The organism is Pseudomonas sp. RT4P38 (assembly GCF_054897765.1).
Genome location: NZ_CM142703.1, coordinates 2,522,793 through 2,543,362 on the forward strand (window position 1 = coordinate 2,522,793; position 20,570 = coordinate 2,543,362).

The 20,570-nt window shown below is 60.1% G+C and carries 15 protein-coding genes, 4 tRNA genes and 1 pseudogene; 17 read left to right on the top strand and 3 right to left on the bottom strand.

Annotation, left to right across the window (positions count from 1 at the left end):
• Window positions 1-22 precede the first annotated feature (22 nt).
• A pseudogene (locus ACYZT7_RS11735) lies at window positions 23-286 on the bottom strand (EmrB/QacA family drug resistance transporter); the annotation flags it as partial.
• 166 nt (window positions 287-452) lie between these two features.
• On the opposite strand from ACYZT7_RS11735, the gene gltX reads away from it, so the two are divergent.
• From gltX to ACYZT7_RS11785, 10 genes are all read left to right on the top strand, one after another.
• A complete protein-coding gene (gene gltX / locus ACYZT7_RS11740) occupies window positions 453-1,934 on the top strand; it encodes a glutamate--tRNA ligase (RefSeq protein WP_462041136.1) in 1,482 nt (493 codons plus the stop codon).
• A gap of 136 nt (window positions 1,935-2,070) precedes the next feature.
• A tRNA-Ala gene (locus tag ACYZT7_RS11745) sits at window positions 2,071-2,146 on the top strand.
• Between the two features lie 79 nt (window positions 2,147-2,225).
• Window positions 2,226-2,301: transfer RNA gene (locus ACYZT7_RS11750), tRNA-Glu, on the top strand.
• Between the two features lie 53 nt (window positions 2,302-2,354).
• A tRNA-Ala gene (locus tag ACYZT7_RS11755) sits at window positions 2,355-2,430 on the top strand.
• Window positions 2,431-2,510: 80 nt separating this feature from the next.
• Window positions 2,511-2,586: transfer RNA gene (locus ACYZT7_RS11760), tRNA-Glu, on the top strand.
• 183 nt (window positions 2,587-2,769) lie between these two features.
• On the top strand, window positions 2,770-3,309 hold the full coding sequence (locus ACYZT7_RS11765) for a TetR/AcrR family transcriptional regulator (RefSeq protein WP_462041137.1): 540 nt from the start codon (window positions 2,770-2,772) through the stop codon (window positions 3,307-3,309).
• 30 nt (window positions 3,310-3,339) lie between these two features.
• Window positions 3,340-4,173 (top strand): alpha/beta fold hydrolase, encoded by an 834-nt coding sequence (locus ACYZT7_RS11770; RefSeq protein ID WP_462041138.1) that lies wholly within the window; start codon window positions 3,340-3,342, stop codon window positions 4,171-4,173.
• A 48-nt stretch (window positions 4,174-4,221) separates the two neighbouring features.
• The gene (locus ACYZT7_RS11775; protein WP_462041139.1) at window positions 4,222-4,677 is read left to right on the top strand and encodes an acyl-CoA thioesterase; all 456 of its coding nucleotides are present in this window, start codon (window positions 4,222-4,224) and stop codon (window positions 4,675-4,677) included.
• Between the two features lie 163 nt (window positions 4,678-4,840).
• On the top strand, window positions 4,841-5,800 hold the full coding sequence (locus ACYZT7_RS11780; RefSeq protein WP_462041140.1) for a tRNA dihydrouridine synthase: 960 nt from the start codon (window positions 4,841-4,843) through the stop codon (window positions 5,798-5,800).
• Window positions 5,801-5,921: 121 nt separating this feature from the next.
• Window positions 5,922-6,368 (top strand): Hsp20 family protein, encoded by a 447-nt coding sequence (locus ACYZT7_RS11785; RefSeq protein ID WP_140893592.1) that lies wholly within the window; start codon window positions 5,922-5,924, stop codon window positions 6,366-6,368.
• A 244-nt stretch (window positions 6,369-6,612) separates the two neighbouring features.
• Here ACYZT7_RS11785 and ACYZT7_RS11790 read toward each other — a convergent pair whose 3' ends face one another.
• Both ACYZT7_RS11790 and ACYZT7_RS11795 read right to left on the bottom strand, forming a co-directional pair.
• Entirely contained in the window at window positions 6,613-9,891 is a 3,279-nt protein-coding gene (locus ACYZT7_RS11790) for a PAS domain S-box protein (RefSeq protein ID WP_462041141.1), read from the bottom strand.
• Window positions 9,892-9,956: 65 nt separating this feature from the next.
• On the bottom strand, window positions 9,957-10,847 hold the full coding sequence (locus ACYZT7_RS11795) for a LysR family transcriptional regulator (protein ID WP_462041142.1): 891 nt from the start codon (window positions 10,845-10,847) through the stop codon (window positions 9,957-9,959).
• 153 nt (window positions 10,848-11,000) lie between these two features.
• On the opposite strand from ACYZT7_RS11795, the gene leuC reads away from it, so the two are divergent.
• The 7 genes from leuC to ACYZT7_RS11830 all read left to right on the top strand — a co-directional run bounded on the left by leuC (window position 11,001) and on the right by ACYZT7_RS11830 (window position 20,401).
• On the top strand, window positions 11,001-12,419 hold the full coding sequence (gene leuC / locus ACYZT7_RS11800) for a 3-isopropylmalate dehydratase large subunit (RefSeq protein ID WP_462041143.1): 1,419 nt from the start codon (window positions 11,001-11,003) through the stop codon (window positions 12,417-12,419).
• A gap of 10 nt (window positions 12,420-12,429) precedes the next feature.
• Window positions 12,430-13,074: a 3-isopropylmalate dehydratase small subunit gene (gene leuD, locus ACYZT7_RS11805; RefSeq protein ID WP_462041144.1), complete on the top strand. Its 645-nt coding sequence runs from the start codon at window positions 12,430-12,432 to the stop codon at window positions 13,072-13,074.
• A gap of 136 nt (window positions 13,075-13,210) precedes the next feature.
• Window positions 13,211-13,975 (top strand): class I SAM-dependent methyltransferase, encoded by a 765-nt coding sequence (locus tag ACYZT7_RS11810; protein ID WP_462041145.1) that lies wholly within the window; start codon window positions 13,211-13,213, stop codon window positions 13,973-13,975.
• Window positions 13,976-14,027: 52 nt separating this feature from the next.
• Entirely contained in the window at window positions 14,028-15,110 is a 1,083-nt protein-coding gene (gene leuB, locus ACYZT7_RS11815) for a 3-isopropylmalate dehydrogenase (RefSeq protein WP_109633210.1), read from the top strand.
• A 69-nt stretch (window positions 15,111-15,179) separates the two neighbouring features.
• Window positions 15,180-16,292: an aspartate-semialdehyde dehydrogenase gene (gene asd / locus ACYZT7_RS11820; RefSeq protein ID WP_462041146.1), complete on the top strand. Its 1,113-nt coding sequence runs from the start codon at window positions 15,180-15,182 to the stop codon at window positions 16,290-16,292.
• Between the two features lie 268 nt (window positions 16,293-16,560).
• Window positions 16,561-17,571: an aspartate-semialdehyde dehydrogenase gene (locus tag ACYZT7_RS11825; RefSeq protein WP_462041147.1), complete on the top strand. Its 1,011-nt coding sequence runs from the start codon at window positions 16,561-16,563 to the stop codon at window positions 17,569-17,571.
• Between the two features lie 208 nt (window positions 17,572-17,779).
• Window positions 17,780-20,401 (top strand): FimV/HubP family polar landmark protein, encoded by a 2,622-nt coding sequence (locus ACYZT7_RS11830; RefSeq protein WP_462041148.1) that lies wholly within the window; start codon window positions 17,780-17,782, stop codon window positions 20,399-20,401.
• Window positions 20,402-20,570: the final 169 nt, after the last annotated feature.

The following is a 20,570-nucleotide window of genomic DNA, read 5'->3' on the forward strand; positions in this document are numbered from 1 at the left end:
CGCCGCGGTCTTCAATGCGCTTCCCCAGCGCAATCCCGACAAAGTGAAACGCATCGTTGTAAGCCATGATCGACGCCTGCTGATGCGCAATCTCACTGAGCTTGCCCAGTGCTGCCGTCTCACTGCCAAACCGATCCGCCAGCAATGCCATCCGCTTGGCCACCTGCGGGTTGGTCGGCACAATCGCTTCACGTAAATAATCAAAGTAAGTCTTGGTTTGCGCATCCAGCAGCGTGGCGAGGAGGGCGATGCCAATCGCGCCGCCGAGGTTGCGCAGGATGTTGAACGTACAGCGAATGATGGGTAAATGCCATCGGCTGATAATCGGCCATTCACCAAGGCTAGAGCCCGTTGTAGACGCAACCTTGGCTTAAATGCCCTGCTCACTGGAGCCGGGCGGGTAACGCCTGTTACCATTCGCCCTTTGTTTTATCTTCATTTCGAGACTTGCCATGACCACCGTCCGCACTCGCATCGCGCCATCGCCTACCGGGGATCCCCATGTAGGTACCGCTTACATCGCTTTGTTCAACTACTGCTTTGCCAAGCAGCATGGCGGTGAGTTCATCCTGCGCATTGAAGACACCGACCAATTGCGTTCGACCCGCGAGTCCGAACAACAGATTTTCGACGCCCTGCGCTGGTTGGGTATCGACTGGAGCGAAGGCCCGGACGTCGGCGGTCCGCACGGTCCTTACCGCCAGAGCGAGCGCGGCGAGATCTATCAGAAGTACTGCCAGCAACTCGTTGAAATGGGTCACGCGTTCCCATGCTTCTGCACCGCCGAAGAACTCGACCAGATGCGCGCCGAGCAAATGGCTCGCGGCGAAACCCCGCGTTACGACGGCCGTGCGCTGTTGCTGTCCAAGGAAGAAGTCGCTTCCCGATTGGCCGCCGGCGAGCCGCACGTGATCCGCATGAAAGTGCCGAGCGAAGGCGTTTGCGTCGTTCCAGACATGCTACGGGGCGACGTCGAGATCCCGTGGGATCGTATGGACATGCAGGTGCTGATGAAGACCGACGGCCTGCCGACGTACTTCCTGGCCAACGTGGTCGATGACCACCTGATGGGCATCACCCACGTCCTGCGTGGTGAAGAGTGGCTACCATCGGCGCCGAAATTGATTCTGCTTTACGAGTACTTCGGCTGGGAACAACCGGAGCTGTGCTACATGCCGCTGCTGCGTAACCCGGACAAGAGCAAGCTGTCCAAGCGCAAGAACCCGACCTCGGTGACATTCTACGAGCGCATGGGCTTCATGCCGGAAGCGATGCTCAATTACCTCGGTCGCATGGGCTGGTCGATGCCGGACGAGCGCGAGAAGTTCTCGCTGCAGGAAATGGTCGACCACTTCGACCTGAGTCGCGTCTCCCTCGGCGGCCCGATTTTCGACATCGAGAAACTGTCGTGGCTCAACGGCCAGTGGCTGCGGGACCTGCCGGTGGAAGAGTTCGCCAGCCGCTTGCAGACCTGGGCGCTGAACCCGCAATACATGATGAAGATCGCGCCGCACGTGCAGGGTCGGGTTGAAACCTTCAGCCAGGTCGCACCGCTGGCCGGTTTCTTCTTCGCCGGTGGCGTGAACCCGGACGCCAAGCTGTTTGAATCCAAGAAGCTGTCGGGCGATCAGGTGCGTCAGTTGATGCAGTTGATTTTGTGGAAGCTGGAAAGCCTGCGTCAGTGGGAAAAGGACAGCATCACTGCAACGATTCAAGCCGTGGTCGAATCCCTGGAGTTGAAGTTGCGTGACGCCATGCCGCTGATGTTCGCCGCGATCACTGGCCAGGCCAGTTCGGTGTCGGTGCTGGATGCGATGGAAATCCTCGGTCCGGACTTGACCCGTTTCCGTCTGCGCCAGGCGATCGACTTGCTCGGTGGCGTGTCGAAGAAGGAAAACAAGGAATGGGAAAAACTCTTGGGCAACATCGCCTAAGATCGTTTTACCCCCGTTTTTCGGGGGGGAGGGCGGTAAGTGATTGTTATGGCGACAAAAAATTTTGGAAATAGTTGAAAATATGTTTGACAGCCTTCCGAAGCGCCATTAAGATTCGCCCCGTCCTCAGCGATGAGGGGCTATAGCTCAGCTGGGAGAGCGCTTGCATGGCATGCAAGAGGTCGACGGTTCGATCCCGTCTAGCTCCACCAATTTACACTTCAAGGTCTGGCCACACCGGTCTTGAAGCGATCAACTCTAAGCGTTGATCTGTTGTATAGAAGGGTTTGCGTCCCCTTCGTCTAGTGGCCTAGGACACCGCCCTTTCACGGCGGTAACAGGGGTTCGAGTCCCCTAGGGGACGCCAGTTTTACAGAAGCGATGTTGCAAAATGTCGCTCCGCCGTGAGGCGAAAAATCCGGGGCTATAGCTCAGCTGGGAGAGCGCCTGCATGGCATGCAGGAGGTCAACGGTTCGATCCCGTTTAGCTCCACCAATTTTACAGTTCAAGGTCTGGCCACACCGGCCTTGAATCGATCAGCTCTCAGCACTGATCAGTTGTATAGAAGGTTTTGCGTCCCCTTCGTCTAGTGGCCTAGGACACCGCCCTTTCACGGCGGTAACAGGGGTTCGAGTCCCCTAGGGGACGCCACGATTACCCGCTCTGCGGGATTTTATAAGGGTCATTCAATTATTGAATGGCCCTTTTGTTTGTCTGGCGTTTGGCCAAATCCCCTATTTCTTTCAAACTGTTCTTCAGACCAGCGGTCACATCCACGACTTGCGAAAAATTATTATGAGAATAATATTCTAGTCGTAATATTCGGAGGCAACGATGAACGATAAAAAAGCTCAAACCCGCGAACGCATCCTCAAGGCTGCCAGCGTAGCGCTGATTCAGCGCGGCCCGGCCGAACCGAGCGTGGGCGAAGTGATGGGCGCGGCCGGCCTGACCGTCGGCGGCTTCTACGCGCACTTCGAAAGCAAGGACGCGATGATGCTGGAAGCGTTCAAGCAATTGCTCGGTCACCGCCGTGGCTTGATCGCCGACATGGACGCCGAGTTGACCGGCGAAGAGCGTCGCGCGTTGGTTGCTGCGTTTTATCTGTCACGCAAACACCGTGATTCCTCTGAGTCGGCGTGCCCGATTCCGGCTTCGGTCGGTGAACTGGGTCGGCTGCCGGACGCGTTTCGTGTGGCACTGAATGAGCATGTGGAGTTGATGGTCGCGCAGTTGGCGGCCAGCCCGGAAGACACCGACAAAGCCTTGGCCGACATGGCCTTGATGGTCGGTGGTTTGGCTCTGGCGCGCGCGCTGGGGCCAGGAGAGTTGTCCGATCGATTGCTGCGCGCCGCCAAATCGGCGGTGCTATGACCTGAAGGTCGAGCCTTGGGAGTGAGAGCGATGAGCACGTTGAAGTGGGTTCGTGGCGTTAATGGCACCTTGGGCTGGGTCGCACCAAAACTGGTTGCGAACATAATGCGACTGGCATTCATGACACCGCGCGAGCTGCCGCCGCGTGATTGGGAATTGCCGCTGCTGGCGAAATCCGAGCGAATCACCTTGCGCTTCGGTCTCTCGGCTCTGCGTTGGGGGCAGGGCCCGGCCGTGTTGCTGATGCATGGTTGGGAGGGTCGGCCAACGCAGTTTGCCAGCCTCATCACCGCGCTGGTCGATGCCGGTTACACCGTGGTGGCTCTGGACGGCCCGGCTCACGGTCGCTCACCGGGCAACGAAGCGAACGTCGTGCTGTTTGCCCGAGCCATGCTTGAAGCCGCTGCCGAGTTGCCGCCGCTGCAAGCGGTCATCGGTCACTCCATGGGTGGCGCCAGTGCCATGCTCGCCGTTCAGTTGGGCTTGCGTACCGAAACCCTGGTCACTATCGCTGCCCCGGCGCGGATTCTCGGCGTGTTGCGCGGTTTCGCCCGTTACGTGCGGCTGCCACCGAAAGCCCGTTCGGCGTTCATTCGCCAGGTCGAGAAAGACGTCGGGATGCGCGCTGCGGCGCTGGATGTCGCGCACTATCAACTCGACATGCCCGGCCTGATCGTTCACGCGGAAGATGACTGCTACGTTCCGGTCAAGGAATCGCAGCTGATCAACGAAGCCTGGTTTGACAGCCGTCTGTTGCGCCTGGAAGCGGGTGGTCATCAACGGGTGCTGGCTGACCCTCGGGTGATCGAAGGCGTTCTTTCGCTGCTGGCCGGTCGCAGTCTGCAATCGCGCCAATCGGCTTGAGCATCCGTTACACTGCCCCGGTCAAAATTTTCTGACCAGGAGTGGGGCATGGGCTGGGATCGGGCAACACCATTTATCATTGATCTGGAAGTCGGCGCAGAGGACATCGATGGGCTGGGTCACGCGAACAACGCGGTGTACGTGACCTGGCTCGAACGCTGTGCCTGGCGCCACTCCCAGCGGCTTGGCCTGGACCTGGTCGAGTATCGTCGTCTGGACCGGGCGATGGCGGTAGTGCGGCACGAAATTGATTACCTGGCGGCCGCCTATGAAGGCGATGAATTGCAATTGGCGACCTGGATCGTCGATTGGGACCAGCGCCTGAAAATGACCCGGCACTTTCAGTTGAAGCGCCCCAGCGACAACACCACGTTGCTGCGGGCGCAAACCACCTTCGTCTGCATCGAACTGTCGACCGGCAAGCCCAAGCGTATGCCAGCGGAATTCATCGAGGGTTACGGCCCGGCGTTGCAAATACCAAATCTGGACGCCACCCGAATCTAATGTGGGAGCGAGCTTGCTCGCGATTCAGACGACGCGGTTTATCAAGTACACCGCGTTATCGTTCATCGCGAGCAAGCTCGCTCCCACAGTGCTCTGCGATGTTCTGCAGATTTCTCGCGCAATCCAGTAAACTGCCGCACGTTTTTCGTTGAGTGTGTTTTTCATGCAAATTGCTTTGGCGCCCATGGAGGGGTTGGTCGACAACATCCTGCGGGACGTGCTGACCCGTGTGGGCGGTATCGATTGGTGCGTGACCGAGTTCATTCGGATCAACGATCAACTGCTCACGCCTGCCTATTACCACAAGTTCGGCCCTGAACTGCTGACCGGTGCCCGGACCGCGTCCGGCGTGCCGCTGCGGGTGCAGCTGCTCGGTTCCGATCCGGTATGCCTGGCAGAAAACGCCGCGCTGGCCTGCGAGCTGGGGTCCGAGGTTATCGACCTGAACTTCGGCTGCCCGGCCAAGACTGTCAATAAGTCTCGTGGCGGCGCGGTGCTGCTCAAAGAGCCTGAGCTGCTGAACCAGATCGTCGAACATGTCCGTCGTGCCGTTCCGGCACACATTCCAGTGACCGCCAAGATGCGCCTCGGTTTCGACAGTCCGGACGGTGCGCTGGTGTGTGCCACGGCCCTGGCCGAAGGTGGCGCGGCGCATATCGTCGTTCACGCGCGGACCAAGACCGATGGCTACAAACCGCCGGCCCACTGGGAGTGGATTCCGCGGGTGCAGGACGTGGTCAAGGTGCCGGTGTTCGCCAATGGTGATATCTGGAGCGTCGAAGACTGGCGTCGTTGCCGCGAAATCAGCGGTGTGGAAGACATCATGCTCGGTCGCGGTCTGGTCTCGCGTCCGGACCTGGCGCGGCAAATCGTGGCAGCGCGGGCCGGTGAGGACGTCGTCGAGATGACCTGGGCCGAGCTGCTGCCGCTGATTCAGGACTTCTGGCTGCAAGCCAAGGCGCAAATGACGCCACGCCAATCGCCAGGTCGCTTGAAGCAGTGGCTGGCAATGCTGACCCGCAATTACCCTGAAGCGGTCGAGCTGTTCACCGTGCTGCGTCGCGAGACCGAACTGGATCAGGTCTCGCGTTTACTGGGTCTTCAGGTGTCCGAAGCAGCCTGAAAAAAATCTTCAAATAATCTCTTGAAAAGCAATCAGCGGTCCTTATTTAAGGATTACGCGATGCCGATTTCGGGTCGCGGAGACAAAAAAACTTGCTGATTGTTTTCAGGAGATTTGAATCATGAGTACTGCATTTTCCATGGCACCACTGTTCCGTTCCTCGGTAGGTTTCGACCGTTTCAATGACCTGTTCGAAACCGCCCTGCGCAACGAGCCAGGCAGCACCTACCCACCTTACAACGTGGAAAAACACGGCGACGACCAATACCGCATCGTCGTAGCGGCCGCCGGCTTCCAGGAAGAAGACCTGGAGCTGCAAGTGGAAAAAGGTGTGCTGACCATCAGTGGTGGCAAGCGTGACGCGAACGAAGACGTCACCTATCTGTACCAAGGCATCGCACAGCGTGCTTTCAAACTGTCCTTCCGTCTGGCGGACCATATCGAAATCAAGGCCGCCGGCCTGAGCAACGGTTTGTTGAGCATCGACCTGTTGCGGGTGATTCCGGAAGAGGCGAAAGCCAAACGCATCCCGATCAACGGGACGCAAAAGCCAGCTCTGCAGCACTAAGGCAGAGCAATGAAAAGGGCGCCGCTGGCGCCCTTTTTTGTGTCCGCCATCTCGAACGTAACGCACGTTCCGTAGCAGCTGTTGAGCCTGCGTTCGGCTGCGAAGCAGTCGTAAAACCTGCAAGCGAGCTTTAACTGAAACACCGCGCCGCCTGAATTCACGACTGCTTCGCAGTCGAACGCAGCCTCGCAGGCTCGACAGCTGCTACAGCCGAACGCAGCGGTTCGGGAGCGGCTACATCGACTCACTTGAGCAACTTCTGAAAATCCTCCACTGGCAGCGGCGGGCTGTGCAAATACCCCTGATAAAAATGGCAGCCCAGCCCCTGCAAGAATTCCAGCTGTTCCGGCGTCTCTACCCCTTCGGCAATCACTTTCAATTCGAGGCTGCGGGCCATGGCGACGATGGCGCGGATGATCTCGGCGTCGTTGGGGTCGGTGGTGGCGTCGCGGATGAACGACTGGTCGATTTTCAGGGTGTCGACCGGCAGGCGCTTGAGGTAAGTCAGCGAGGAATAACCGGTGCCGAAATCGTCCATCGCAAAACTCACGCCGAGTTTTTTCAGGCGACGCATTTTGCTGATGGTGTCTTCCAGGTTCTGGATCACGATGCCTTCGGTGATTTCCAGTTTCAGCAGCGAGCAGGGCAGGCCATGACTGCTGAGGCTGTGTTCGATGCGTTCGACGAAGTCGTTCTGCCGAAATTGTCGCGGACTGATGTTCACGCACAGGCTGAAGTCGAGCGGGTCGATCAAGCGTTTGGCGATCAGCTGTTTGAAGGCGCTGCAGGCTTCGTCGATGATCCAGGTGCCAACTTCCAGAATTAGCCCGCTGTCCTCCAGCACCTTGATGAACTCGGTGGGCGATTGCGCGCCGAGTGCCGGATGGTTCCAGCGTACCAGCGCCTCGGCGCCGACGATGCGCTCGTTCCGGGCGTCCACCTGAGGTTGGTAGTGCACGCGGAACTCACCTCGGGAAAGGGCCAGGCGCAGGTCGGTTTCCATGCGCAGGCGTTCGCTCGCAGCCTTCTGCATGGTGTTGTGGTACATCTGCGTGGTGTTGCGGCCTGAATCCTTGGCCCGGTAGAGGGCGATGTCGGCGCGTTTGAGCAGGTCGGTCGGGGTCGAACCATGATCGGGAATCAGCGCGATGCCGATGCTCGGGGTCACTTGCAGGCGTTGTCCGTCGAGGAACATCGGCTCCGACAGCAGTTCACGCAAGGTGTCAGCCAACTGTTGAACCTGCTCGCTGACCTCGTTGCGCGAGCCTTCGAGCCCGCTGAGCAGCACCACGAATTCGTCACCGCCCAAACGGGCGACGGTGTCCTCCATGCGCACGCTGGCTTCGAGGCGCGCGGTGATGATTTTCAGCACGGTATCGCCCACCGGATGACCGAGCGAATCATTGATGTGCTTGAAGTGATCAAGGTCGAGAAACATCAAGGCGCCGCGCAGGTTGTGGCGCTTGAGCAGGGCGATCTGCTGGCTCAGGCGGTCCATCAGCAGCGCGCGGTTGGGCAGGTTGGTCAGCGGGTCGTGGTAGGCCAGGTGACGGATTTGCGCTTCAGCGTTTTTCAGCAGGCTGATGTCTCGCGCGGTCAGCAGCAGGCAAGCGGTTTCGTTGAGGGTGATCGGCTCCACCGAGACCTCGACAGTCAGTAGCTCGCCGCGTTTATTGCGCCCGAGCATTTCCTGATGATGCACCCGGCCCTTGATCTGCAGTTCGGCGAGCAGCGCCGAGCGTTGTTTTTCCTCGGCCCAGATGCCGACCTGATACACCGTGCGGCCGACCACTTCATCGGCGCGGTAACCGGTCAGGCGGCAAAAGCCATCGTTAACCTCTAGATAACGCCCGGTGTCGCGCTCGGTGATGGTGATGGCGTCGGGGCTTGAGTGGAACGCCTTGGCGAACTTCTCTTCGCTGGCCTTGAGCGCCGCTTCCGAGCGCTGTTGCTGGGTGATGTCGCGCAGGGTGGTGACGATGCACGGCTGGTCGCCAACGCTGATCTGGCGGCTGGAAATCACGCAGGTCAGGGCTTGCCCGTCTTTGTGTTGAACCAGGATCGCCACGTTGTTCAGGCCTTGCTCGCGGATGACCTGCTCGATCCGTCGCAGGCTTTTCGCCGACGCGTCCCATAAACCGATTTCGTCGGCGCCGCGGCCAATCACGTCGGCGGCGCTCCAGCCGAAGGCCTGGGTGAAGCTGGAGTTGATCTCGATGAATTGGCCGGTGTCCTGACGGGTCACGCAAATCGGGTCCGGGCTGACCTGGAACAGGGTGGCAAACTTCTCTTCGGACGCCACCAGCAGCTGCTCGCGCTCCACCTGATCGGTGATGTCGAGCAGCGTGCCGGCCATGCGCAACGGGGCGCCGTTGTCGTCGCGATAGAGTCGGGCGCGGCTTTCCAGGAAGCGCGAGCTGCCATCCGGCAATTGCACGCGGTAGGTCAGTTGATAATTGCCGGCAGGGCCTTCTCGCAGACTGCGATAGGCGTCGCGCATGGTGCCACGCTCTTCGTCGGGCACGCCTTCGAAAAACTCGTCGAAGGATTCATGGAAAGGTTTGGCTTCCATCCCATGTAACTGGGCGGCGCGTGCCGAGCCGTACAGCATGCCGCTGGGGATATGCCAGTCCCAGGTACCCAGTTGCGCCGAATCCAGAGCAAGGTCGAGCCGCTCCTGGCTGTCTTTCAGGGCAAGCTCGGCGGCTTTTCGTTCGGTGGTGTCCAGAAACGTACTCAACAGATAGGGCTGGCCTTCGAGCTCCACCTTTTGTGCGCTGAGAATGCCATCATGGACTTGGCCATTGCTGGCACGAAACTGCACCTCCATGCTGACCAGCTCGCCCTTGGCCTTGGTGGCCTTGACCAGTTGTGCCCGTTGCTCCGGGTGCACCCACAGGCCCAGTTCCAAGGTGGTACGACCAATGGCGTTTTGCACGGGCCAACCGAACAGGCTTTCAAAATACTGGTTGGCTTCGGTAATCAGGCCGTCTTCCTGGCGGGTCAGCAGGACCATGTTCGGGCACAGGTGGAACAGCGTGGCAAAGCGCTTTTCCGAGCTGCTCAACGCTTGTTCGCGCTGGCGCTGGTGGGTGATTTCGCGGATGACGCCAATCATCCGTGGCCGGCCGTGTTTGTCCGGCAACAGGCTGCCGTTGATCTCCAGCCAGTGCAGGCTGCCGTCGGGCCAGCGAATGCGGTGGTGCATCGCCTGTTCCAGCGGGGCACCGGCGATCACCGCGTCGAAGGCGCGAATGGTTTTCGCCCGATCCTCTGGCGGCAGCAAGTCGAGGTATTCCAGATCCGCCGGCAGCGGTTGCCGGGGATCGAAGCCGAACAGCGCCTGGGTACCGCGCGACCAACTGATCTGCCCGCGCTCGATGTCCCAATACCAGGCGCCCAGACGTGCACCGTTGAGGGCGGCCAGCAATTGTGGGGCGCTTTCCCAGCTCTGCTCGGACCGTTTTGGGTCAAGCGCCTGTATACGCGGCATCGGCGGAACACGGTCAACAGATTTCGGCATGGGCAAGCCTTGGCTGAGTGGGTGTCAGGTTCAGTAACTCGAGGCCCTATAAGAAGTAGCACAGCTTAGCCGAGAGTCCCTGGCAGATCGATTTGTGCATCCAGCAAGGCCATGAAGGCCCGTGCGGCATTCGACAGCGTCCTTTCTGTGTGCAGGATATAGCCTAGCTGGCGAGTCAGTTGTATGCCCGGCAAAGGTATTCGCGCAACCTGATCATCAAGCATGGTGCGCGGCAACACGCTCCAGGCCAGGCCAATCGAGACCATCATCTTGATGGTTTCCAGATAATTCGTACTCATGGCAATGTTTGGTGTCAGGCCTTGAGCTTCGAACAGGCGCCGGACGATGTGGTGGGTAAAGGTGTTGCCACCAGGAAATACCGCCGGGTGCAGGGCAATGTCCGCCAGGCTGACCGGGCCGTCGCTGATCAGCGAGTGCTCCGGGGCGACCACGAAGTCCAGCGGGTCGTCCCACACCGGTGTGGCCTTGACCAGTGCGTGGGGCTCCGGCGCCAAGGTGATGACCGCCAGTTCGGCGCGGCCATGGAGGATTTCTTCGTAGGCCACTTCCGAATCGAGGAACTGAATATCCAGCGCCACTTGCGGGTAACGTCGGGTGAACTCCCTTAATAAGGGGGGTAAGCGGTGCAGGCCGATGTGGTGGCTGGTGGCGAGGGTCAGGCGGCCGCTCACTTCGCCGGTCAGGTTGGTCAGGGCGCGGCGGGTGTCGTCCAGCACATTCAGGATCTGATAAGCCCTCGGCAGCAGGGCGCGACCGGCCTCGGTCAGGCCGACTTCACGGCCCAGGCGATCGAACAGGCGCACCTTCAATTGCTGCTCCAGTCCGGCAATGCGCTTGCTGATGGCCGGTTGGGTCAGGTGCAGCCGTTCGCCCGCGCCGGAGAAACTCCCGGTCTCGGCAATCGCGATAAAAGCGTTGAGGTTGGCCAGATCCATTGTGGTATTCCAGTTGGTTATCCAAAGCATAAAAAATATGAATTTGAGTTATTTAATGTAACCCCCTAGGATCGACCTCACAAGCCAAGGGGTTATTGAACCGTGCACGACCCAAGGCATAGAAAATAGAAGCAAGCTGATGAGGACCGTCTGATGGCCGGCAAAACGCTTTACGACAAGCTCTGGGATTCCCATGAAGTGAAACGGCGCGACGATGGGTCGTCGCTGATCTATATCGACCGCCACATCATCCATGAAGTGACTTCGCCCCAAGCTTTCGAAGGCCTGCGTCTGGCCGGGCGCAAGCCTTGGCGCGTCGACTCGATCATCGCCACCCCGGACCACAACGTACCGACCACTCCGGATCGCAAGGGCGGCATCGAAGCGATTACCGACCAGGTCTCGCGTTTGCAGGTTCAGACCCTCGATGACTACTGCGATGAATACGGCATCACTGAATTCAAAATGAATGACGTGCGTCAGGGCATCGTTCACGTGATCGGTCCGGAGCAGGGTGCCACCTTGCCGGGCATGACCGTGGTCTGCGGCGACTCGCACACCTCGACTCATGGCGCGTTTGGCGCATTGGCTCACGGCATCGGCACTTCCGAGGTCGAGCACGTGTTCGCCACGCAGTGCCTGGTCGCCAAGAAAATGAAAAACATGCGGGTATCGGTCGAAGGCAAATTGCCGTTCGGCGTAACGGCCAAGGACATCGTGCTCGCGGTGATCGGCAAAATCGGCACCGCTGGCGGTAACGGCCATGCCATCGAGTTCGCCGGCAGCGCCATTCGCGATTTGTCCGTTGAAGGCCGCATGACCATCTGCAACATGTCCATTGAAGCCGGCGCGCGTGTTGGCCTGGTGGCTGCCGACGAAAAAACCGTGGCTTACGTCCAGGGCCGTCCATTTGCCCCGAAAGGCGCGGAATGGGACATGGCGGTCGAAGCCTGGAAAGACCTGGTTTCCGACGCCGATGCGGTGTTCGACACCGTCGTCGAGCTCGACGCTACTCAGATCAAGCCTCAAGTCAGCTGGGGCACGTCGCCCGAGATGGTCGTGGCGGTTGATCAGAACGTGCCGGACCCGGCGAAGGAAATGGACCTGGTCAAACGCGGTTCCATCGAGCGCGCCTTGAAATACATGGGTTTGAGCGCCAATCAGGCGATCACCGACATTCAACTGGACCGCGTCTTCATTGGTTCCTGCACCAACTCGCGGATCGAAGACTTGCGCGCTGCGGCGGTAATCGCCAAAGGCCGTAAAGTCGCTTCGACGATCAAGCAAGCCATCGTGGTGCCGGGCTCGGGCCTGGTGAAGGCGCAAGCCGAGGCCGAAGGCCTGGACAAGATTTTCCTCGAAGCCGGTTTCGAGTGGCGTGAACCGGGTTGCTCGATGTGCCTGGCGATGAACCCGGACCGTTTGGAGTCGGGCGAGCATTGCGCCTCGACCTCCAACCGCAACTTCGAAGGGCGTCAGGGCGCCGGTGGCCGTACGCACCTGGTCAGCCCGGCCATGGCCGCGGCGGCTGCCGTCCACGGTCGTTTCATCGACGTTCGCGAACTGATCTGAGGAACCGCACATGAGAGCTTTTACCCAACACACCGGTTTGGTCGCGCCATTGGACCGTGCCAACGTCGACACTGACCAGATCATTCCGAAGCAGTTCTTGAAGTCGATCAAGCGCACCGGTTTTGGTCCGAACCTGTTCGACGAATGGCGTTACCTGGACGTGGGCTATGCCTACCAGGACAACTCCAAGCGTCCGCTAAATAAGGACTTCGTGCTCAACGCCGAGCGTTATCAAGGCGCCAGCGTGCTGCTGGCCCGCGAGAACTTCGGTTGCGGCTCCAGCCGCGAACACGCGCCGTGGGCGCTGGAAGAGTACGGTTTTCGCAGCATCATCGCGCCGAGCTATGCCGACATCTTCTACAACAACAGCTTCAAGAACGGCTTGCTGCCGATCATCTTGAGCGACGCTGAAGTGGATGAGCTGTTCCAGCAGGTTGAAGCCAATCCGGGTTACGAGTTGACGGTCGACCTGCAAGCCCAGACCGTGACCCGGCCTGATGGCAAGGTTTACAGCTTCGAACTTGACGAGTTCCGCAAGCATTGTCTGGTCAACGGCCTGGACGACATCGGCTTGACCTTGCAGGACGGCGAGGCGATCGCGGCGTTTGAAGCCAAACACCGTGCGAGCCAGCCGTGGTTGTTTCGCGACGTTTGATTTTCGGTAGGTAGTGCCGGCCTCATCGCGAGCAAGCTCGCTCCCACAGTGGATTTGCGGCGTACACAAAACCCTGTGGGAGCGAGCTTGCTCGCGATGGCGGCACCCCAGACAACACAAATATCAGGACATTACGATGACCAGCACCGCCCACAGCCAAGTCGTACAAAAGCAATTCGGTGAACAGGCCTCGGCCTATCTGAGCAGCGCCGTACACGCTCAGGGCACCGAATTTGCGTTGCTACAGGCTGAACTGGCAGGGCAGGGCGATGCCCGTGTGCTGGACCTGGGCTGCGGCGCCGGTCACGTGAGCTTTCACGTGGCCTCGCTGGTGAAAGAAGTGGTGGCCTACGACCTGTCGCAGCAGATGCTCGACGTGGTGGCCGGTGCCGCCGTCGACCGCGGCCTGAGCAATGTGTCCACGGTGTTGGGCGCCGCTGAGCGGTTGCCATTCGCCGATGGCGAGTTCGATTTCGTCTTCAGCCGTTATTCGGCGCACCATTGGAGCGATCTCGGCCTGGCCCTGCGGGAAGTTCGCCGGGTGCTGAAACCGGGCGGGGTGGCGGCGTTCATCGACGTGTTGTCACCGGGCAGTCCGTTGTTCGACACTTACCTGCAAAGCGTCGAAGTGCTGCGCGACACCAGCCATGTGCGCGATTATTCCGCCGGCGAGTGGTTGCGTCAGGTCAGCGAAGCGGGGTTGCATACCCGCAGCACCACCCGTCAACGGCTGCGTCTGGAGTACAGCTCCTGGGTCGAGCGCATGCGCACGCCAGAGGTGATGCGCGCAGCGATCCGCGAGTTGCAGCAGTCGATGGGCAACGAAGTGCGTGAATATTTTGAGATTGAGGCCGATGGTTCGTTCAGTACAGATGTACTGGTGCTGTGGGCGGAGCGATAGACTTTTTCCACGGTGTGCCTGCGGGCACTCCGACTGATGACATGAGGAAAGCATGAGCAAGCAGATTCTGATTCTCCCAGGTGACGGTATTGGCCCGGAAATCATGGCCGAAGCGGTCAAGGTGCTGGAGCTGGCGAACGACAAGTACAGCCTGGGCTTCGAGCTGAGCCACGACGTAATCGGTGGCGCCGCCATCGACAAGCATGGCGTGCCTTTGGCCGACGAAACCCTGGATCGTGCGCGCGCCGCCGACGCTGTACTGCTCGGCGCCGTGGGCGGCCCGAAATGGGACACCATCGAGCGTGATATCCGCCCTGAGCGCGGCCTGCTGAAAATTCGTGCGCAACTGGGCCTTTTCGGCAACCTGCGTCCAGCGATCCTGTACCCGCAATTGGCCGAGGCTTCGAGCCTGAAGCCTGAAATCGTTGCTGGCCTGGATATCCTGATCGTCCGTGAACTGACCGGCGGCATCTACTTCGGCGCACCACGTGGCACCCGCACCCTGGAAAACGGCGAGCGTCAGGCTTACGACACGCTGCCGTACAGCGAAAGCGAAATCCGCCGCATCGCCCGAGTCGGTTTCGACATGGCCATGGTGCGCGGCAAGAAGCTGTGCTCGGTGGACAAGGCCAACGTACTGGCCTCCAGCCAACTGTGGCGTGAAATCGTCGAGCAAGTGGCCAAGGATTACCCTGAAGTCGAACTGAGCCACATGTACGTCGACAACGCCGCCATGCAACTGGTGCGTGCACCCAAGCAATTCGACGTGATCGTCACCGACAACCTGTTTGGCGACATTTTGTCCGACCAGGCATCGATGCTCACCGGTTCCATCGGCATGCTGCCGTCGGCGTCGCTGGATACCCACAACAAAGGCATGTACGAGCCGTGCCACGGTTCGGCGCCGGACATTGCCGGCAAAGGCATTGCCAACCCGTTGGCGACCATTCTGTCGGTGTCGATGATGCTGCGTTACAGCTTCAATCTGCAGGATGCGGCCGATGCGATCGAGAAGGCCGTCAGTCTGGTATTGGACCAGGGCCTGCGCACTGGCGACATCTGGTCGGCGGGTTGCACTAAAGTCGGTACGCAGGAAATGGGCGACGCAGTAGTCGCCGCGCTGCGGAATCTGTAATCTCTTGGGCCCGCTGCAACTTTCACTCTTGAAAGCAGCGGCCCACTTTTTAAAGAAGGTGTAGTTGCGATGAAACGTGTAGGTCTGATCGGTTGGCGCGGTATGGTCGGTTCCGTGCTCATGCAGCGGATGCTGGAAGAGCAGGATTTCGATCTTATTGAACCGGTGTTTTTCACCACTTCCAATGTCGGTGGCCAAGGCCCGTCCGTGGGCAAGGACATTGCTCCGCTCAAGGACGCTTACAGCATTGAAGAGCTGAAAACCCTCGACGTGATTCTGACCTGCCAGGGTGGCGACTACACCAGCGAAGTCTTCCCGAAGCTGCGCGAAGCCGGCTGGCAGGGTTACTGGATCGACGCCGCTTCCAGCCTGCGCATGCAGGATGACGCGGTGATCGTGCTGGACCCGGTGAACCGCAAGGTCATCGACCAGCAGCTTGACGCGGGCACCAAGAACTACATCGGCGGCAACTGCACCGTCAGCCTGATGCTGATGGGCCTCGGCGGCTTGTTCGAAGCCGGTCTGGTCGAGTGGATGAGCGCCATGACCTATCAGGCGGCCTCCGGTGCCGGCGCGCAGAACATGCGTGAACTGATCAAGCAAATGGGCGCGACCCACGCCGCTGTCGCCGATCAACTGGTCGACCCGGCCAGCGCCATCCTCGACATCGACCGCCGTGTTGCCGAAGCCATGCGCAGCGACGCGTACCCGACCGAAAACTTCGGCGTACCGCTGGCCGGCAGCCTGATCCCGTGGATCGACAAGGAACTGCCGAACGGTCAGAGCCGCGAAGAGTGGAAGGCCCAGGCCGAGACCAACAAGATCCTCGGTCGCTTCAAGAGCCCGATCCCGGTCGATGGCATCTGCGTGCGTATCGGCGCCATGCGCTGCCACAGCCAGGCGCTGACCATCAAGCTGAACAAAGATGTGCCGATCGCCGACATCGAAGGGCTGATCAGCCAGCACAACCCTTGGGTCAAACTGGTGCCGAACAGCCGCGAAGCCAGCATTCAGGAACTGAGCCCGACGAAAGTCACCGGCACCCTGAACGTACCGGTTGGCCGTCTGCGCAAACTGAACATGGGCACGCAGTACCTCGGCGCGTTCACCGTCGGCGACCAGCTGCTGTGGGGCGCGGCCGAACCGCTGCGTCGCATGCTGCGGATCCTGCTTGAGCGTTGATCGACTGAAGTAATGAACGAACCCGTGCCTTGAAAGAGGTGCGGGTTTTTTGTTCCCGACAGCCTGAGGTTGATGGGTGACTGATGTTCCGCCATCGTCGGAACGCCGCCCGGAGCAAGCTCGCTCCCACAGGGTTCAGTGCATTCCTTGTGGGAGCGAGCTTGCTCGCGATGGGGCCGGGTCGACCACCGCAAATCCTTGGCAGAATTGCCTGCATGCCAACCACCCGGTAAAGTGCCGCTCCCCCCGTTTCGCCAGAGGTAGAACCATGAGCCAGTCCTTTGATATTGCCGTGATCGGCGCCACCGGTACTGTCGGCGAAACGCTCGTGCAGATTCTCGAAGAGCGCAACTTCCCTGTCGGCAATCTGCACCTGCTCGCCAGCAGTGAATCGGCTGGGCATTCGGTGCCGTTTCGCGGCAAGAACGTGCGGGTGCGGGAAGTCGACGAATTCGATTTCAGCAAAGTCCAGCTGGTGTTCTTCGCTGCCGGCCCGGCGGTGACCCTGAGTTTCGCTTCGCGTGCCACGGCGGCCGGTTGCTCGCTGATCGACCTGTCCGGCGCCTTGCCGGCTGATCAGGCGCCGCAAGTAGTGCCCGAAGCCAACGCCGAAATCCTGGCCGGTTTGAAAAAGCCGTTCCAGGTCAGCAGTCCAAGCCCTTCGGCCACTACGCTGGCGGTAGTGCTCGCACCGTTGCTCGGTTTGCTCGACCTGCAACGCATCAACCTGACCGCCAGCCTGGCCGTGTCTGCCCAAGGGCGCGAAGCCGTCACCGAGCTGGCCCGGCAAACTGCCGAGCTGCTCAACGTGCGTCCGCTGGAGCCGACCTTTTTCGATCGGCAGATGGCCTTCAACCTGCTGGCGCAAGTCGGCAAGCCTGATGACCAGGGACATACGCTGCTGGAAAAACGCCTGGTACGCGAGCTGCGTCAGGTCATGGCACTGCCTTTATTAAAGATTTCCGTCACTTGCATTCAAGCCCCGGTGTTTTTTGGCGATAGCTTTAACGTGACGTTGCAGTCAGCGAGCGACATCGACCTGACGAAAATCAACGCCGCCCTGGAAGACGCGCCCGGTATCGAGCTGGTGGAAGCCGGTGATTACCCGACGCCGGTAGGCGATGCGGTAGGGCAGGATGTTGTCTACGTTGGTCGGGTTCGCGGCGGGATCGACGACCCGTCGGAACTTAATTTGTGGCTGACGTCAGATAACGTACGCAAAGGCGCCGCGCTCAATGCTGTGCAGGTGGCTGAATTGTTGATAAAAGACCTGCTGTAAAAGATACTTCGCAACAATTCACAGAATGATTCGGGCCGAGCGCTATGCTTGGCCAGATTGCCGAAGGCGGGCCACCCACCGGGGCTTTGCGTGGCATGAATGAAACGATCGCGCGCGACGACTCTTCGCCGCCGCGCGCAATGCCTTACGGCAGCGGCTATCAACACCTTCTCGCTGGCCGAGGAATGTTCAAACAAAGGATTAGGCTATGGTTCAAGTTCGCAAACTGGTGTTAGCAATAGCGGCCGCCTCGGCGCTGTCCTCCGGTATGGCGCATGCCCTCGGGCTCGGGGAATTGACCCTGAAGTCGACGCTGAACCAGCCCCTGGTGGCGGAAATCGAGTTGCTCGACGTCAAGGACCTCACCGCTGCTGAAGTGGTGCCGAGCCTGGCTTCGCCCGAAGATTTCGCCAAGGCCGGTGTCGACCGCCAGGCGTTTCTGAATGACCTGACCTTTACCCCGGTGCTCAACGCCAGCGGTAAAAGCATCCTGCGTGTGACATCCAGCAAACCACTCTCGGAACCCATGGTGAAATTCCTGGTTCAAGTGATGTGGCCCAACGGTCGTCTGCTGCGTGATTACAGCGTGCTGCTTGATCCGTCCAAATTCTCGCCGCAAACCGCTGATGCGGCTGCGCAACCGGCACCGACTCAAACCGTCACTGCGCCAGTAACCGCCGCGACCACGCCGACCCAATACACCACCACGTCGCGCGATACCCTGTGGGAAATCGCCGCGAAGGCGCGCAACGGCGGTTCGGTTCAACAAACCATGCTGGCCATCCAGGCGTTGAACCCGGATGCCTTTATCGACGGCAACATCAACCGGTTGAAAACCGGTCAGGTGCTGCGTTTGCCGGATCAGGCACAGAGCACCAGCCTGCCGCAACCGAAGGCCATTGCTGAAGTCTCCGCTCAGAACACCGCGTGGCGTCAGGGTCGTCGCTACGTGGCGAAGCCCGGGGCCGGACAGCAGCAACTCGATGCCACCAAGCGTGCTCGCGGTGAAGGCACTTCGTCGCAAACGGCGAAAGACAGCCTGAGCCTGGTCTCTGCCGAATCCGGCAAGGCCGGAGGCAAAGGCGCCAGGGGTGATGCCAAGAACCTGAGCAACAAGCTGGCCGTGACCCAGGAAAGCCTCGACACGACCCGTCGTGACAACACCGAACTGAAAAGCCGCATGACCGATCTGCAAAGTCAGATGGACAAGCTGCAACGCCTTATCGAGCTGAAGAACAATCAACTGGCCAAGTTGCAGGCTGAAGGTGCCGCGGGCGCACCGGTTGCCGCGAACGCTCCGGCGATGCCAGCCGAATTGGCCGCCAACCCAGCGGATGCGGCTCCGGCGGCACCTGAAGCGGCTGCGCCTGAGGCCACGCCGACTCCGGTCGAGAAGCCAATCGAGCCGACGCCTGTAGCGTCCGACGATCAAAAATTCAACGAGCTGCTGACCAATCCAGTGCTGCTCGGCCTGGTGGGCGGCGGTGCGGTGGTTCTACTGCTGTTGCTGCTGTTGCTGGCGCGTCGCCGCAAAGCCCAGCAAGAAGCCGAGAAACATTTGCGCATGGCCCGTGATTTGGCCGAGGAGCAGGCGTTCTCCGCTGAACTCGACCTGCCAAAAAGCATCTTCGAAGACCTGGAAGTGCCGCCGCCGAGCGTGAAGCTCGCTACCGCACCAACGCCAACGCCACCACCTGCACCGGCCCCGGTTATTGCTCCGGTTGTGGTAACGCCGCCGATCGCTGCGCCATTGGTTTCGCCTGCTGGCGAGCGTGATGACGACCTGCTGAGCAAGGCGCAGTCGCACATCGCTGCCGGTCGTCTGAATCAGGCGGCTGCCTTGCTGGAAGACGGGATCAAGCAAGAGCCGCAACGCAGTGACCTGCGCCTCAAGCTGATGGAAGTCTACGGTCAGCAAGGCGACCGCGATGCATTCGTCGCCCAGGAGCGCCAACTGGTGGCCAACGGTGACAACTTTGCTCAAGTCGAAAAACTCAAGAGCCGCTTCCCGGCCATGGTCATTACGGCAGCCGGTGGCATCGCAGCTGCTGCGATCGCTGCCGAACTGGACGCGGAGTACGTCAAGGATCTGCTGCTGGACGAGCCTGAAGCGCCGGCGCCGGCAGTGCCCGATGACTTCGACAGTGCCTTCGATTTGAGCCTGGATGATCTGGAAACTGCCTCGCCGGCAGTGGTTGCACCAGAAGCAGAAGCTGAGCCAGAGTCTGCGGCGGAGCTGGACGAGTTCCCGTTGGATGACGACCTGAGCTTCGAGTCGGTGTTGCAGCAGCAGACCGACATCAAGGAGAACCTCGACGACCTGTCGGACTTTGACCTGGATATGGATCTTGGTGGGGATGCCTCGCCGGCGACCCTGGCCGAAGACGACTTCCTGCTGAGCCTGGATGACGGCGTCAAGGACTTGGATTTACCTGCCGCTGAAGCGCCGGCTGTTCCCGAGGTTGCGCTGGACGATCTGGAGCTTCCAGCCGATTTCGACCTGTCGCTGGCGGACGAAATGGACGCCCCTGACGTTCCGGATGCTTTCGCAGCCGAGCTGGATGACGTCAACGCCGAGCTGGATCGTCTGTCGCAGAGCATGGGCGAGCCGACCTTCACGGCGGAAGACGCTATGGCCTCCGCAGCTGACGAGCCGGAATTCGACTTCCTTTCCGGCACCGACGAAGTCGCTACCAAACTCGATCTGGCCCAGGCCTACATCGACATGGGCGACGCCGATGGTGCCCGGGACATCCTCAATGAGGTGGTGACCGAGGGTGACGACGGTCAGAAGAGCGAAGCCAAGGAAATGCTTTCGCGTCTGGCTTGATTGATCGGTAAGGCGTATACAAAACGGCAGCCCATTGAGGCTGCCGTTTTTGTTTCAGCCGACGACAGATCGTTCCCGGCAGGCCACAAACAGCACACGCCTCTGGCGTCCCGGTCCGGCGGCCTTATAATGCGCGCCTTTGCGTATATCAGCAGGCTGTCACTCCTTG